Origin of the sequence: Mesotoga sp. UBA6090 (genome assembly GCF_002435945.1) — a bacterium.
GTDB lineage: Bacteria > Thermotogota > Thermotogae > Petrotogales > Kosmotogaceae > Mesotoga.
In genome coordinates this window covers 1-15,116 of record NZ_DIXC01000002.1, presented here as the reverse complement: position 1 = coordinate 15,116, position 15,116 = coordinate 1, and the positions used below count along the sequence as shown (strand labels likewise).

Sequence of the window (15,116 nt, the reverse complement as noted above, 5' to 3'; positions counted from 1 at the left end):
TATCATATAATCCACTTGTTTGGGCTCCAATACTTTCTACGGGGGGTTTCTCAATGAGAAAAGTGTTATTGATCATTTTCCTTTTTTCAATTCTATTTTGCTCTCATATTGTGGCTACGAAGATCATGGTCGTACAGAGCTATGATAGCGATTACAGCTGGTCTAGAGAGCTTCTTGAAGGTATTCAAGGTGTATTGTCCGATCCTTCTTTCGAGTGGAAAGTCTTCTACATGGATACCCGCCTTCAGACTTCGGAGGAATGGAAGATCAAGTCCGGAGTCTTGGCCTCAGAAGAGGCATCTGCATTCAATCCAGACATATTGATCGCTTGTGATGACAATGCGATGGAATATTTCGCAAAGGATTATCTCGATGCGCCGGTTATCTTTTGCGGTGTGAATCTCGATCCTTCGGTTCATTATTTAATCAACGCGAATCAAACCGGTGTAAGAGAAACAATCTTCGCCAATGAAACGATCTCCATGATACTTGAACTCTTTCCAGAAATTGAAGCTTTTCGATTTATAGGAGACGACAGCGAGACCTTTGAGGGAATGAAGGAGCAGTTACAAAATCTCGATTTGGGAGATACATCGGTAGAGATCGAAGGATTCAAGGTATTTGAGGATTGGAAAGAGTACGTAGAAGACGTTTCTCCGAGTGAAGCGGTCGTTCTTCTCTCAGTGAGGACTGTCGAGGACAGATCAGGCATTACAGTCAACGCCCGCGACGTCACACAATGGACAGCGGAAAATTCGTCCGGTCCGGTCTTCGGTGTATCTGACTTCATTGTTCGCGATGGAGCTGTCGGTGGAGTCGTAAACTCTGGATTTGAAGAGGGAAGGCGGGCGGCGATTCTTGCATCTAGTATCCTCTCTGGAACCTCCGTATCAGAAATTGAGATAGAGACTTCCAAGAATCCGAAAACACTATTAAATACCGAAACTCTCGGTAAATGGAATATCGAGCTCAATGTCGGCTGGACCGACATTGTCGATGAAGTTATTTCTGATTGGTCGATACCAGCCCAGAGTTTCCTAAACCTTATCATGACGTCTTTTGAAGAACGACTCTTAGGAATTATGAGTTCATTGAGGATTCTTGCATCCTGTGCTGAAGTAAAGTCTGGAGACTGGTCACTCATCCGCCCCCTACTTGAGAAATTCAACATGGAGTATGAAGGGCTTGCCCTATATGTTCTCCCTGATGGAGGATACTATACCGTTCAAAGAGACTGGACCGGCTTGAATCTGGCGAATCGCGGTTACTTTCCCGATCTTCTCGAAGGAAAAGAGGTACTGGGTTATCAGGTACTTAGTCGATCTACGGGAAAGAGATCGATAGTCTTCGCGGTTCCTGTTAAGGATGACGGTAAGATTTCTGCTTTCGTAGGCCTCTCTGCCTTCTTTGAAAACTGGAACTCCTCGTTGATAGAACGTTTATTACTGCTTCCAGAGATTCACTTCTACGTCTTTGACACTCAGAATTCACTTGCCTTGACAGACGACACCGCACTTCTCCTCGGTTCTCTGGACTACCCTGTGATCGGTCTGAGCGAGAGGTTGGAAGGACTCTCAACTGACGATGGGAGTTTGATATATTCCGACGGTGTGAACTTGAATACTGCGTATTTCAAGAAATCAACGCATGGTGGCTAGACATTTGTGATATCCAAACCGATCGCTGATGTTGCCGAAGAGAAGGACATGGATCTTCTACTAAAAAGTGTACAGAAAAGAATTCAGGAGCAGTTCAACCTCATGGACAGCTCCCTCGCAAAAGGAGCGGAAGATATAAGAAGCGTACTCCATAATCCTGCTGAGATGACAGAGATCTTGAAAGAGCTGTACTCAAACAATCCTCAGGTTGTGAACGTATCTTTCATAGATATCGAAGGGGTTCTGACGCACATATACCCGGATGAATTCAATTATGTGGAAGGAGACTGGATTGGAGATCAAGAACAGGTGACTGAACTCCATAGAACTGGATTACCGGTATTAAGCCAGAGTTTTATTGCTGTTGAGGGCTTCCCTGCTCTTGATCTTGAGTGGCCAGTATTTACTAAGGAAGGGGAACTCTCCGGTTCTTTAAGTTTCCTGATAAAACCGGAAACCTTCCTCGCGCCCCTAATAATTCCGAAGAACTATGAACCTTACGAATTTTGGGTTATGCAGCCAGATGGTTTGATATTCTATGATCAGGATGAAATGGAGATAGGCAGGAACCTCTTCACCGATCAGCTTTACAAGCCCTTTGAGGAGCTAAGAGTGTTGGGTAGTGAGATATCTAAAAAGGAATCTGGATGGGGACAATACAGTTTCTTTTCACGCGGAATGGATTCGGTTATTGTGAAGGAAGTAAGGTGGAGCTCAGTTGGGCTTCATGGAACACAATGGCGTCTGATACTTACGAAGGGCAATTGATTTATAATAGACCCGTTCTGTACTAACGGGTAAAGGTGGTGGATAACATGGCAGAGGTGAAGAAATTAGATTGGATTTCTCTTCTAGTGGGCTTCTTTCTAGTAATTGGAGGGGTGTTTTCTTTTAGTCATCCTTTAGCGACATTCTCAACACTTGCGATTATGCTTGGCATAGTAGTTCTTGTTAGAGGGATTGTTTTAATAGTCGCCTTCTTCAAAGTGGAGAACAGAACTGGAGCAAAGGTGTTTTTCGCTCTAGTTCTCGGAATATTCTTGGTAATTACTGGGATCATATTCTTGTTCAGACCACTCTTTGCAGCTAATGTTTTCGCTTTCATCATAGCCATCTGGTTCATAGTCGATGCGATCAATAACCTTATAAACGCTGACAGGATTAAACCTGCAGGAAAGGGGATCTATTTTCTAAGCATAGTCTTCAATGTGTTTGTTCTCATTGGAGGTGTAATTCTTGTTTTGCATCCTCTAATTGCTGGTCTTTCAGTTGCAGTACTGATTGGGATCACTCTGCTGGTTTTCGGTGTTAATCACATTGTGTTGGCCTTTATAGGTAAGGATTCTGAATAATAGAGGTTTTACGCTTCTATTGCACAGCACAATTAATACAGATTACCTCTCTTCATTTAAGCGGGATCACGAGTCAAATCTACTCCCATTTTAACCTTTAACACTTTCATCTAGAGAACGTAAATGAGTGAGAAAATTGTCAGTAGTAGTTGTTGCTTTAGCGGTATTTCTTTCTGTTCGACTGGATGTACTGAGTTCCTTCTTTCGCCTGAAAGGAACAAGGGCATGGTTATTTCAGGTAGAAGTATGGACTTTTCCTATCCTCTGAACTCGAAAGTTGTCTTCTTCAACAGGGATGATAGTTTTAGCAGCCACATGCCCGATGGGTCTGAAGCCGTCTCGTGGGAAAACAAATATGGATTTGTTGGATTGAATGAAAACGGATTGTCTTTGAGCGCCCTTTGGTTACCGGGAACAGAGTATGAAGAAGTCTCTCGGGATTCAGAGCCTACAAAGGTTATAGAGCTGTTCGATCTTCCTTCCTGGATTCTTGGAACTTTGAGACACTCGAATCAGTTAAGAACGGTCTTGAAGAAATGACTATTTGGGGAGAATCAAATGAACTTCTCGGGGAAGTTCCCCCCCTCTTCACCTTTCTTTACATGACAAGTCTGGTGGAAGCATGGTTGTGGAGTTCATTGATGGTGAGATGAAAATCTATGATAATCCAAATGCAGTTCTCACGAATGCTCCGGAGCTTCCCTGGCATCTGGAGAACCTGAGAAACTACGTCAATCTAAGTGCATATATGAAAGAAGCTGAAATCAATGGGATAACATATAAGGGAATGGGCTTTGGCAGTGGATACGTTGGAATTCCCGGTGATGGAACTCCTCCCTCTAGATTTGTTAGGATAACTCTTTTAAGAGAGTTTTCTAATCCGGTTGAAACCGAAGAGGAAGGAGTAATGCTTGCCCTTCACCTTCTAAATACAGTGGACATTCCTGCAGGAGTTTCAAAAAGAGAAGGAAGTGGTCCGGCAGCTTTTGAGAACACTCAGTGGGTTACCATAAAGGACAACAAGAATTTGAAGCTGTATTTCAGGTCTTACGATTGTTCTTCTCTGTTTCGTTGTAGAAAGGTTGATTTCTCAAACGGTACTGAGTGTAAGCCAATAATCGGAGATAAAGAATTCTCAGTCACGGATGCTTATTGATTGCCTGGAAAGACTGTAATAGTCTGTAGATCCATATAATCAGTTATACTAACTATTTTTGGTGTTTTGTTTTTCGATAGAGTGTTCTTATAGGTCTTTTCTTTATTCTATATATCTTTATAAATAATAATAATTAGGTATGTTCAAAACTCGTCGAAAACTCTCAGACGTCTTCTCTGCAAAGTATTTGAGGTCATGTTCAAAACTTTTTCGCTTTGAACATTGATTGTAGATAACTCTGATAGGCCTCTTGAGAAGATATTCTTGAAGTTGTTCAAAAGATTGATAGCTGTAATAAGCCATTATGGCTGAATGTATTAATATATGTCAGAAAGTGCTGAAGAACTTATGGAACAGTCATGTTCAAAAGGAAGTCGACAGAAGCAAGAAATGCAGCAAAATGATACTGCAATTGAGCTATGAGACAACATTTTTGAACATGCGTAGGAAGCCATTTCAAGGTGATTATTGTCGAAAAACAAGGGTTATGAACGTTGTATGTTCAAAAGATCGGTTCATTTAGGAAAGCTATTTCCCTATAATCGAGATTATTTGAAGACGATTTCAAAGAGCAAAAAAACAGGGTGTCGCGATTTCTCTACATAGTATGGTTGCGACACCCTGTTTCGGTACAACTCCCGTTACGTTGCCTAACCCCTTCTGACTCCATTAAGCCCTTCAAATGTCTTCTCTAGAGCAAGATATGATTCTTTGAACAGGTCGTAGAGTCTCAGGTAATCTTCTTGCTGTTCCCCGATCGGCTCGATTTCTTCGACATCAACGACGAAATTCCGAACCGCGGAGAAATTAAAAAGACCGGCACCTACTCCGGCAATCATGGCCGCCCCGATAGAAGTAGCTTCATCGACGTTTTGCGGAATGGTGATAGTCTTTCCGAGAATGTTTGAGATCATACGCTTCCAAATTCTGCTTTTTATAACTCCTCCAATAACCCTGATCTTACCTATCGGCAAGGATTCTTCCAGACTTTCCAGAATCCATTTCAGATTCATAGAAACGCCTTCGATTACTGCTCGCACGATATCGACCTTCTTGTGGGAGGCAGACAATCCTATGAAAGTACCTCTTGCATGGGAATTCCATATGGGACTTCTTTCTCCAAGCAGATATGGAAGATACAGTACTGATTCACTGTGACAGTGAGATTCACAGAGTTGGTTGTCAAGATGAGAATAGATATCAAGATCGCTTTCTTTTGTGGACCCATCACCGTAAAGAATATCCTTAATCCAGCTGTATGAGGTTCCGGCAGCCTGCATAGTGCCTGACTGAAAGTAAAGGCCTTTTACTGCATGCGCCCCAGAGAACACACGCATTTCCTTCTCTAGTAGAGGCTCTTCGGTTATTGTGGAAATCCAGGCGGAGGATCCAAGGTATAGGTAGGTGTCGCCCACTTCAACGGCGCCTGCTCCCACGGCCGCGCTGCAACCGTCTCCTGCTCCGAGTATTACTTTGCATGAGTTTGGAAGGCCGAGGTCCGCCGCCACTTCTTTCTTTATTTCTCCCAAGTCGGTAATGGAGGCGTATACATCAGGGAGCTTTGAGCTTTCAGTTCCGAGAGCGAAAATCAGTTCTTCAGACCACTCTAACCTCGAGATATCAAATAGAGCTGTCATAACTGCATCGGAAAAGTCTGTCGCAAACTTTCCTGTCAGGCGAAGGTTTATGTAATCCTTTGCCTGAAGAAACTTGAAAGTTCTTTCATATAGATCGGGTTCGTACTTCTTTAGCCAGGCTATCTTCAATCCCTGATAGGTGGGCGAGAGTCTGGAACCAGTTATCTTGTAAAGATCGCTTTCCGGAATTTTAGATAGAAGTTCTCTTGCCTGTTCGGTGCTTCTCGAATCTGCCCAAATAATTGCCCTTCTGAGCAGTTTGCCCGATCTATCTACCGGCACTACTGCCATCATCTGCCCGCTAATACTGAGTGCAGAGATATCTTTTTTGTCGATTTCTGCCTTCTGAATGATTTCGGAAGTTGTCGTGCAAAAGGCAGTCCACCATGCCTCGGGATCTTGCTCAACCATTCCGGGACCGGTGTAGAAGGTTTCATAACCGGCGAAGGATGAAGTGAGAAAAGATCCTGTTTGGCTGAACAAAGTTGCCTTGTCTCCAGTTGTACCCAGGTCATGTGCCATTATGTACTTCAAGAATTAACCTCGCTTTCAAACAAGATGGGAACTCATGATTTCAGAGGAACCCATTCACGGTCTTCAATTGAATCCCAATCTGCCTCGAAGTTTTCGATTGCCTTCAGTGTTCCGCTGTGTGAGAAGAACTCGTTGTACATAGCTACTGGAAGCGACATTCCGTATATAGGTAGCTCGGCCATCTTAGAGATTTGTGTCAGAGTCTTGAAGCTTGCAGCGATTAGTTTTGTCTCGTAGCTCCCGTTGGACAATACTTTCTGCATACTCCCAACAACAGAGAGATCTATTCCCAGGTTTTCGATCCTGTTCGCATATGGCGCCACATAGTCGGCGCCCGCTTCTGCAGACATCAGCACTTGAGGAACGGAGAAGACCCCGGTAATCAATGCATTTATATTCATCTGCTTGAATTCTCTCAAGACCCTTATGCCTGTTCTCGAGAAGGGGATCTTGAGAATTATCCTTTCGGGGTCCAGCCTGAAGAGTTCATTTCCCTCTTTGAGCACTTCATCGTGACCTCTCGAGGCGCACTGGACAAAGAGAGGGCCCGTAAACCTATTCAACATATCTTTTATGACTTCGAGTGGTTTTCTTCCCGTTCTCTTCAGAATACTTGGATTAGTGCTTATCCCAGAAAAGAACCCTAAATCGAACAACTCACTTATCGCTTGGACGTTTCCATCATCTATAAACAGCTTCATTTCTGCCTCCATTCATGTTCTTTTCATGCAAGGTCGGCTCTCCCGGGGTATTTTTCGTTGAATTCCCTGTATATAGTTATCGCGCTGCTGGAACCAAAGATGTCAGCTCCTGCGGCCATGAACTCCTCAACTTGAGAGAGAGACTTCACTCCTCCCGATACCTTTATTCCTTTTTCATCTCCCACAACTCTCTTGATAGTCCTTACATCCTCTACCGTAGTGGCTCTTGAACCGTATCCCGTACCTGTCTTGACGAAGTCGACGTAAGGAAGCTTCATCAGAATAGAGCAAGCCTTTTCAATTTCGCCGGTATCGAGATAAGATACTTCGATGATTACTTTGCAGACGACATCTCTTAGAAGACCGGAAAGATAAGAGAGCTCCCTTTCAAAGTAATCCCAGTCTCCAGACTTCATAGCGGAAATATTGGCCGTTATATCTATATCTCTCACTTCGGGGCCGAGCCGAAGCGACTCCCTAATCATATAAGCCTTCGTTTCCGTCGTCTCAAATCCGAAAGGAAAACCCGACCCGCAGGCAGCCGAGATATCCGTACCTCTGACTTTTCCAACCACTCTGTCCATCAAGTACCATGGAACCACAATCGCTCTGAAATCACAGGAGACACTATCGTCTATAAAGACTTCGGACTCCTTGATTGTAGCGGTCGCCTTCAGAAGCGTGCTGTCGAACCTTTTCGAGAATCTGGTAATGGTCTTCAAAGATGCACCTCCATGATCGAAATGAATGATAAATACAACAAACAGCCATTAGTAGAATATGAGAGCGTTCTCATTTCTCATTCAGTACAATTATAACCAAAAAAATCAAGAAATGTGTAGCCAATTTGAGAGCCACTTTCAATCGTTTATTGAACTTGACATAACTTAAGATAATAAGATAGAATAGATCGAAGGATATGATACCGTTATCAGAAACGATTTTACTAAGCACGTGCATTTCGAGTGGGTGATGGAGCATGGCAGCAACGCTGGACGACATTGCGAAAGAGACGGGTCTCTCGAGGGCAACGGTAGCGAGGGCGATCGGGAAATATGGATACGTCAGCAAGAAGGCGAGAGAAAAGGTCATAGCGGCTGCAAAGAAACTTAACTACAAGCCAAACTACATTGCCAAGAGCATGGCTACCGGTGAGACGAAGAATATCGGATTGATCGTGGGCGATATTCAGAATCCCTTTTTCTCCACGATAGCGAGAGCGATAAGCGATGTCATTGTCCCAGAAGGGTACAGTTTGATTGTCACAAGTACCGACGAAAAAGTGGAGGTCGAGAAGACATCTATAGATCGTTTTTTTCAGAAACAGGTAGATGGCTTGATTCTCGCCCCGGTGTCGCGTAGCAATTCCGATCATTTGAAGGAACTTGTGAAGTCCGAGATTCCCATAGTGCTGATTGACAGAATCATTGAAGGCCTTGATGTTGACATGATTGTAAGCGATGACCTCGGTGGAGGTTTTGAGGCAGCTGAATATCTTTTGGAGCTTGGTCACAGGAGAATCGGTTTCCTTTCGGATAGGCTCGACATAAGTACAAACTACGATCGGATTGCCGGATACAGGGAAGCGCTTTCAAAGTACGGAATAGAGGAAAAGCAGTCGTGGGTAAAACTTGGCGGCTTTACGGTTGAGGGAGCTTACAAAAGCGGCGTCTCTCTACTGGGACAGAACAAAGATATCACGGCGGTAATAGCAACGAACAATTATATGGCGGCGGGACTGCTTCTTGCTGCGAAGGACATGGGAATTGAGGTTCCGCGAGATATATCGGTCATTAGCTTCGATGATATTGTTTGGTTTGATCTATGTAATCCTCCAATAACATCTGTGGCTCAGGATACGAGAGAGATTGGCAGTATGGCCGCGAAAAGGATACTGATGAATATCAGAGGTCAGAGATATGAAAAGGGACTCACCAGACTGCCTACACGACTCATCATAAGGGAATCATGTACCTCACCAAGAGACTAACTAAACTCTTGATAGATATTCGGAGGTGTTTGGAATGACAATTGAAGATTTTTTGAATAATGCAAAACAAAGCATACTCTTTACTGCCCCTTCTCTTGAGAAGGATCTTTCCGCCTTCCTAGAAGAGCATGCGGAAAGAATCAAGAATCTTGCGAAGACTGCTTTAGATAAAGGCTTTAAGCAGATTTACTGGGTGGGTAGCGGGAACTCCTGGTGTAATCTCTATTCAGGTGATTATATACTCAAGAAGATGACCGATCTTCCTTCTGATTACTACAAGAGCTATGATTTCATCTGCTTGAATCCTTCTAGACTTGACAAGGATGCGCTGGTAATACTCGCCTCCTTCTCTGGAAATACCGAAGATACTGCGGCAGCACTTAGATTTGCCAACGAAAAGGGAGCGACAACGATTTCATTTACAAGCAAACACGACAGCATTCTGGCAAGGGAAGCCGACGAATCGATAGTCTACGACTCTAATGGACTGTTTATACTTCCACTCGCCGGAGCCTTCATTTTCAGTCTTGAAATAGCCAGGCTCAAAGGGAGAGACGTTTCGAAGTTATACGAACAGATAGAGATTATGCCTGAACTGCTTGGCAGAATATACAAAGAAGAGGAATCAAGGGCCTACAGGCTGGCGAGAAAGTATCAGGAGAGCGACCTCTTCTACGTTCTCGCAAGCGGGGCGGCCTACGCCATAGGCTATAAGTTCGGACTGACTGTCTTCATGGAAAACATGAGAGTCAATGCTTCATTCATTGAAACGTCGGAGTTCAGACATGGCCCTGCGGAAATGCTTGACGGTCACAAGCCACTGATGGTCTTCCTTGTGGGGAGCGACGAGTCGAGAGATATGAGCGAACGGGTTATAAAAATCGCTGAGTCTAACGGCGCGGAGGTAATACGCTTTGATGTGAAGGATTATGGAGACTTCGACCCGCTCTTTGCCCCGTTCCTTCTGATGATCCCTCTCCAGTGGTTCGCAGTATATTCGGCCTACTACAGGGGTATCTTCGATCTCGATGAGAGGGTTCTTATGGGAAGAGGAAAGATGTCGACGGGTAATCAGATAACCTGGCCATGATTTTTTCATAACAGGGAGGGTTGAAGGCAGATGAGATTCGAGAACGTACTGGTTGTTGATCCTATCGATGGAGAGTTTGTGGGAAGTGTAGAAACTGAAGAAAACGTAATCTCGGAAATTAAGCGAATTCAAGGGACTCAAGAATTCGAAAGAATATTGATGCCGGGATTTGTCGATCCTCACACCCATGGCTCAGTAGGTGTGGGCACTCTCTCTATGAACGGGGAAGCTTTAAGGAAGTGGGAGAACTTCCTTTACACTCAGGGAGTGACTTGTTTCTTGCCGACTACTATGTCATCGACTCCTTCGGCCATCCTTTCTGCTGCTAGAGTAGTAAGAGATTACATAAAAAACAACACTCTGACTTCAGTTGGGGGCATTCACTATGAAGGCCCCTACCTGAGTCTAAAGAGAAAGGGAGCTCAGAATCCAGAACTCATTCGAAGCATCGACCTGAAGGAAATCGAGGAGACGCTTATCGAATCGGTGAAGCTCATCACCATGGCTCCGGAGCTCGAGGGCTTCTCGCAGGCGCAAGAACTGATACAGAAGCGTGGAATAACTCTTTCTCTGGGACATACCGATGCAACGTACGAGGACATGGAGAGAGCATATAATCAAGGCTGCGATAGAATAACCCACTTCCCTAACGGGATGAACACTCTTCATCACAGAGAACTGGGCTGCGTTGGAGCTGTTCTTTTGCTTCCTTTTTCGGTAGAGATGATAGTGGATGGGATTCACTCTTTGCCGGGTTTTGTGAAGCTTATCTATGGAATAAAGGGCCCGAAGAAGATTATGATAGTTACCGATACTATCGATGCGACGGCCATGCCCGATGGAGAGTATGAACTGGGAGGACAGAGAGTCTTTCTGAAAAATGCAAGACCTACTTTGGAGGACGGAACAATAGCCGCTGCTGTGCTTGTCTTCAGCGGAGCTGTCAGAAATTTCAGGGAATTCACGGGATGCTCACTGAAGGAGCTTGCAATGGTATCCTCCCTCAATTCTCTGAATTCTATTGGCATAAAGGATCGCGGAAGAATCTCCGAGGGTTATCGCGCAGATCTGGTATTGCTAGACGAAACACTTGAAGTTCAAGAAACCGTTCTGAACGGGAAGACTGTATTTAAATCCTGAATAGAATTCTTATCAATTCAGCTGCGGAGGGTCTTATGGAACCAATAAAAGTGTACATCGTTGACAACGGTACGGCGGAGATCAAGACATTGTCTGAACGGATTTCCAAGTTGAGATGGAATATGCACGTAGAGAGGGTTTCAGAGGATCCCTTGGTCGGAGAAACCTCAAGGTCCAATAAGTTTTATACGCTGAACAAGTATCTCAAGAGAAAGTATGAAGGGTTTGCCAGCCTGATTGACGATATGATCTTCCTGGTGAGCCTCGACGATCCTATGAGGCCCGGCAGGATAGTCGAAGCTAACAACAGTGCAGCCGAAAAACTTGGATACTCCTACGATGAACTTCTGGAGATGAGTTTCTATTCAGTGGCCGGAGATCTTGATTCTCAGATAAAGAAAATAAGGGCCGATCTTCAGATAAAGGGAATGTGTACAACTGATTCGTTTCTCACTATGAAGAGCGGGGAGAAACTTCAAGTGGAGATTTGCTTGAAGGTGCTTGATCTTCAGAACTCCATAGTCACAATGGTTGTGGCCCGAGACACGAGTGCATTCAGAAAGGTGGCCGCAGAACTCCAGTGGAGACAGAATTTCGAACGAGTGATTTCAGAGGTTTCCGGAGCGCTAAAAGAGTATGAGAACATAGACGATGCGATAGAAAAGGCGCTTGGACAACTAGGCGAGCTGACTTCCGCAGACAGATCCAATGTCTTCTTGTTGGACTGCAGGACCAATTCGACCAGGAACACCCACGAATGGTGTAAAGAAGGCGTCAAGAGCGCCAAACCCCATCTTCAAAACATGCCGTTCGAGGAGTTCTCCTGGTGGATAAAGGAAATGAAAAAAGGCGGGGTACACTCTTATGTAGTCAGTGAACTCCCAGAGGAGGCAAGCAGAGAAGCCGAAGTTCTTGCGCAGCAGGGAGTCGTTTCACTTGTCGTCATTCCGATTTTCTCTCGGCAGATGCCCGTCGGTTTCGTCGGACTGGAAAGGCTTAGTGGCCAATTCGATTGGAGCAAGGCAGACATAGAGCTTCTTGAGGTCTTCGCCGGACTGATATCCGGAGTAATAGAATACTCGAGATTCATGTGAAGGACAAAAAAACAACCTAGAGGGGGAAAAGAAGTCAGAGGTGTGAGGACAGAGGTATGAAGATCAAGATCGTTCTGAAAACCTCACAATCCGTCTGAACTTGTTTCAGCATCGCGATCCTAAGAACCGCTGTACGCTTAAGATCAAAAACCCGCTGGTCGCTGATGAAAACAGCGTTGCCCGTCAACGGTCCACCGTCTTCAGCTGAGAAAAAACCGGTTCGTGGTTGTTCGTTCTTGGAACCAGATCCCTGATCAAGTTCCGGATGACAGCGAAGGGTTATTCCGAAAACCACTTCGTTATTACGATACGACAAGTCTCCGAAAACCGCTGCCTTGAGATAACGTTTGGCTATTCCGAAAACGCCAGATCATGTCATCAAGTAGGAACCGTCCTTCGAAGAACAGTTGCAAGTTGCCTGTTCCAAGTTGCAAGCCCAAGAATAAAAAATCGTCAAAGAACGGTTCTTCGTTCCGACGCTACGCGTCCAGGTTTTTGGTTCTACATCAAGGATTCCGCGTCTCTCATGCATTCTGAACTTGTTTTAGCATCTCGGTCCTTCAATAAGACGAGTCGAGAAAGAGCATTGTCGAGATTTTGCTGCGCTCACCGAGAGGGCGAGAGCACCGTCTCGCCCTGTCTCCTTATCTCGTGGTCCTTAACGAAGAACTTTGACACAAAGTGTCGAAGAATCGTTTTTTCCAGCGTACAGCCTTCAGCGTTTCTTATCCAAGCGGCTCTTTTCCCGCGAAGCGGGCATTGCGACCTGGGCCGTTCTTGCCCAGCCTTGCGTCTTGTGTATTGTTGTAGCCTCACTTCCTGCCGGAGGCAGCATCACTTCTGATCTTGATGCCACCAACCCGCTATCCCCAACCCCGGTCTTTCAATAGCCCAGATCCTGAACAGGAGCATTTGAGGATGACAAAATAAGTTCGTTCTGATCAGATTACTTTAATTTGCTCGCTCTTTTTCTTTGGTTTTTGCCTCCTGGTGCGTAAGCGCCAGCATCACTTCCTCGCGCCAGCGAGCCTCACTTCTTGCCGGAGGCAGCATCACTTCTGATCTTGATGCCACCAACCCCCTACCCCCGACCATGGACTTTCCTTGCTTCTTATTTCGTAACTGTTGTGTTATAAATGAAATAGTACGTAATCGAAATCATAGGAGCGAAGATGAAACGAGTCAATATTCTAGATGAAAGCATGATGAGCGCCCTTCTTAAACTCGCCTGGCCTGCGGTTCTTACCATGCTCTTCCAGACCGTTTACAACATGGTCGACGCCTACTGGCTCGGGAAGCTAGGAAAGGTAGAGATTTCCGCACCCACAATTGCGTGGCCGGCAATCTTCTTACTGATCTCCATAGGAGGGGGGCTTGCAGTAGCGGGACTGGCTCTCGTCTCTCAGAATCTTGGGGCAGGAAGAAAGGAAGAGGCCTCTCATGTAGCCGGGCAGGTGATATCCATAAGCTTCGCCGTCGCTGTGATTCTCGGTCTTCTCGGTGCGATCTTTTCCGAGACCGTCTTGAAGCTCCTCAATATTCCGACAGAACTGCTTTCAGTAACCAATACATATATGAGAACGATCTTTCTAGGGGCTCCCTTCACCTTCACGATGTTCACTTTCAACTCGCTCTTCACCGCCATCGGGGATACAAAGACACCGATGTGCTTGATGGGTTTCTCTGTAACGGTGAATGCACTTATCGATCCTCTCTTGATATTTGGTATAGGCTTTCCTAGACTGGAGGTCTTCGGTGCAGCTCTTGCAACTGTAATTTCAAGAGGATTTGTTGTGATCGTTGCGACAGTCATTCTATTCAAGGGAAAGAGAGGATTTAAAGTCAATTTCAAAGATCTTAGGCCGAAGTGGAAGACTCTTACCCGCGTCTTGAGGATAGGTCTCCCCTCTTCTGCCGGACAGTCGATAACGGCTCTCGCATTCCTGATAATCACTTCAATGGTTGCCGGCTTTGGTTCGGTGGCGACCGCCGCCCTGGGTGTGGGGAACAGGATAACATCACTTGCAACGATGTTCTCTTTCGGCCTTTCCCAGGCAACGTCATCGATGGTTGGGCAGTACCTAGGCGCCGGAAGAAAGAATGACGCTTATTCAGTTGTATGGAAGGCGACCGGAATAAACGTGTTGATTGTTGGAGTGATCAGCACCGGCACGTTCTTTTTCGGGAAGGAAGTGACGGCGTTTTTCATCAATGACCCGCTTGTCTTGATTGAAGGAGAGAAGTACTTCAGAATAGTCTCCTTCTCCATACCTTTCTTCGCAAGTTACAACATCTTCGACATGGCTTTAAGAGGCTCAGGCCATACGATTCAGTCCATGATTCTCAATATCACAAGACTTTGGGGAATACGCCTTCCTCTGATATACTTCTTCGGTCTGTCCATGGGAACCACAGGAATATGGTACGCGATGTTCTTAAGCAATCTAGTGATTTCCTCTGTGGCGGCCATGGTTATCTTCATGAAGCGTTGGCTGAAGCCGGTAATTTAGTCTCAACTTTGACAGCAAAAGGCAAGAAATCGCAGGAAGAAGTTGTGAAAGTCTCATAAATTCGTCGTAGATACTCGAATCACTTTTGAAATGCAGTGCCACGTCGGTTTTGTTGTCACTTTGTTATGACTAGACTTGTACCTGTGCTGGATGATATAATATAGGTGCCATGTTTCTCAGACTGAAACACTTCAAAAACAAAGACGGTTCCACCAGGAGTTACCTGCAGCTCGTAGAGAATATACGAGTAGGGA

The 15,116-nt window shown here is 45.2% G+C and carries 12 protein-coding genes and 1 pseudogene; 10 read left to right on the top strand and 3 right to left on the bottom strand.

Going from position 1 to position 15,116, the window contains the following annotated elements; all coding sequences use genetic code 11:
* Positions 1–53: 53 nt before the first annotated feature.
* From B3K42_RS00165 to B3K42_RS00145, 5 genes and pseudogenes are all read left to right on the top strand, one after another.
* A complete protein-coding gene (locus tag B3K42_RS00165; RefSeq protein ID WP_110991094.1) occupies positions 54–1,658 on the top strand; it encodes an ABC transporter substrate binding protein in 1,605 nt (534 codons plus the stop codon).
* A gap of 6 nt (positions 1,659–1,664) precedes the next feature.
* Positions 1,665–2,426, top strand: coding sequence for a cache domain-containing protein (locus B3K42_RS00160; RefSeq protein ID WP_110991095.1), 762 nt, complete (start codon positions 1,665–1,667; stop codon positions 2,424–2,426).
* A gap of 47 nt (positions 2,427–2,473) precedes the next feature.
* Entirely contained in the window at positions 2,474–3,010 is a 537-nt protein-coding gene (locus B3K42_RS00155) for an HdeD family acid-resistance protein (protein ID WP_110991096.1), read from the top strand.
* Positions 3,011–3,133: 123 nt separating this feature from the next.
* Positions 3,134–3,550: a linear amide C-N hydrolase gene (locus tag B3K42_RS00150; RefSeq protein ID WP_110991097.1), complete on the top strand. Its 417-nt coding sequence runs from the start codon at positions 3,134–3,136 to the stop codon at positions 3,548–3,550.
* 46 nt (positions 3,551–3,596) lie between these two features.
* Positions 3,597–4,166, top strand: a pseudogene (locus B3K42_RS00145) (linear amide C-N hydrolase); the annotation flags it as partial.
* A gap of 650 nt (positions 4,167–4,816) precedes the next feature.
* On the opposite strand, the gene B3K42_RS00140 reads toward B3K42_RS00145, so the two are convergent.
* Genes B3K42_RS00140 through deoC form a run of 3 tightly spaced genes read right to left on the bottom strand, consistent with a single transcriptional unit; the run spans position 4,817 to position 7,760 of the window.
* Positions 4,817–6,337, bottom strand: coding sequence for a xylulokinase (locus B3K42_RS00140; protein ID WP_110991099.1), 1,521 nt, complete (start codon positions 6,335–6,337; stop codon positions 4,817–4,819).
* Between the two features lie 32 nt (positions 6,338–6,369).
* Entirely contained in the window at positions 6,370–7,038 is a 669-nt protein-coding gene (locus B3K42_RS00135) for a transaldolase family protein (RefSeq protein ID WP_258367455.1), read from the bottom strand.
* A gap of 23 nt (positions 7,039–7,061) precedes the next feature.
* Complete coding sequence (deoC, locus tag B3K42_RS00130; RefSeq protein ID WP_110991101.1) at positions 7,062–7,760, bottom strand: deoxyribose-phosphate aldolase; 699 nt, start codon at positions 7,758–7,760, stop codon at positions 7,062–7,064.
* Positions 7,761–8,017: 257 nt separating this feature from the next.
* Between deoC and B3K42_RS00125 the strand changes: the two genes are divergently transcribed.
* The 5 genes from B3K42_RS00125 to B3K42_RS00105 all read left to right on the top strand — a co-directional run bounded on the left by B3K42_RS00125 (position 8,018) and on the right by B3K42_RS00105 (position 14,862).
* A complete protein-coding gene (locus tag B3K42_RS00125; protein ID WP_110991103.1) occupies positions 8,018–9,028 on the top strand; it encodes a LacI family DNA-binding transcriptional regulator in 1,011 nt (336 codons plus the stop codon).
* 34 nt (positions 9,029–9,062) lie between these two features.
* Positions 9,063–10,118 (top strand): SIS domain-containing protein, encoded by a 1,056-nt coding sequence (locus B3K42_RS00120; protein ID WP_110991104.1) that lies wholly within the window; start codon positions 9,063–9,065, stop codon positions 10,116–10,118.
* A 30-nt stretch (positions 10,119–10,148) separates the two neighbouring features.
* On the top strand, positions 10,149–11,258 hold the full coding sequence (nagA, locus tag B3K42_RS00115; RefSeq protein ID WP_110991105.1) for an N-acetylglucosamine-6-phosphate deacetylase: 1,110 nt from the start codon (positions 10,149–10,151) through the stop codon (positions 11,256–11,258).
* A 35-nt stretch (positions 11,259–11,293) separates the two neighbouring features.
* A complete protein-coding gene (locus B3K42_RS00110; RefSeq protein WP_110991106.1) occupies positions 11,294–12,352 on the top strand; it encodes a GAF domain-containing protein in 1,059 nt (352 codons plus the stop codon).
* 1,172 nt (positions 12,353–13,524) lie between these two features.
* Positions 13,525–14,862 carry an MATE family efflux transporter gene (locus tag B3K42_RS00105; protein ID WP_110991108.1) on the top strand — a complete coding sequence of 446 codons (1,338 nt, stop codon included), beginning with the start codon at positions 13,525–13,527 and terminating at the stop codon, positions 14,860–14,862.
* Positions 14,863–15,116: the final 254 nt, after the last annotated feature.

Coding starts and splice junctions, on each gene's coding strand:
- B3K42_RS00120 (WP_110991104.1), top strand. CDS start 9,063: ATGACAATTGAAGATTTTTTGAATAATGCAAAACAAAGCATACTCTTT.
- B3K42_RS00155 (WP_110991096.1), top strand. CDS start 2,474: ATGGCAGAGGTGAAGAAATTAGATTGGATTTCTCTTCTAGTGGGCTTC.
- B3K42_RS00105 (WP_110991108.1), top strand. CDS start 13,525: ATGAAACGAGTCAATATTCTAGATGAAAGCATGATGAGCGCCCTTCTT.
- B3K42_RS00110 (WP_110991106.1), top strand. CDS start 11,294: ATGGAACCAATAAAAGTGTACATCGTTGACAACGGTACGGCGGAGATC.
- nagA (WP_110991105.1), top strand. CDS start 10,149: ATGAGATTCGAGAACGTACTGGTTGTTGATCCTATCGATGGAGAGTTT.
- B3K42_RS00150 (WP_110991097.1), top strand. CDS start 3,134: ATGAGTGAGAAAATTGTCAGTAGTAGTTGTTGCTTTAGCGGTATTTCT.
- B3K42_RS00165 (WP_110991094.1), top strand. CDS start 54: ATGAGAAAAGTGTTATTGATCATTTTCCTTTTTTCAATTCTATTTTGC.
- B3K42_RS00125 (WP_110991103.1), top strand. CDS start 8,018: ATGGCAGCAACGCTGGACGACATTGCGAAAGAGACGGGTCTCTCGAGG.
- B3K42_RS00135 (WP_258367455.1), bottom strand. CDS start 7,038: ATGAAGCTGTTTATAGATGATGGAAACGTCCAAGCGATAAGTGAGTTG.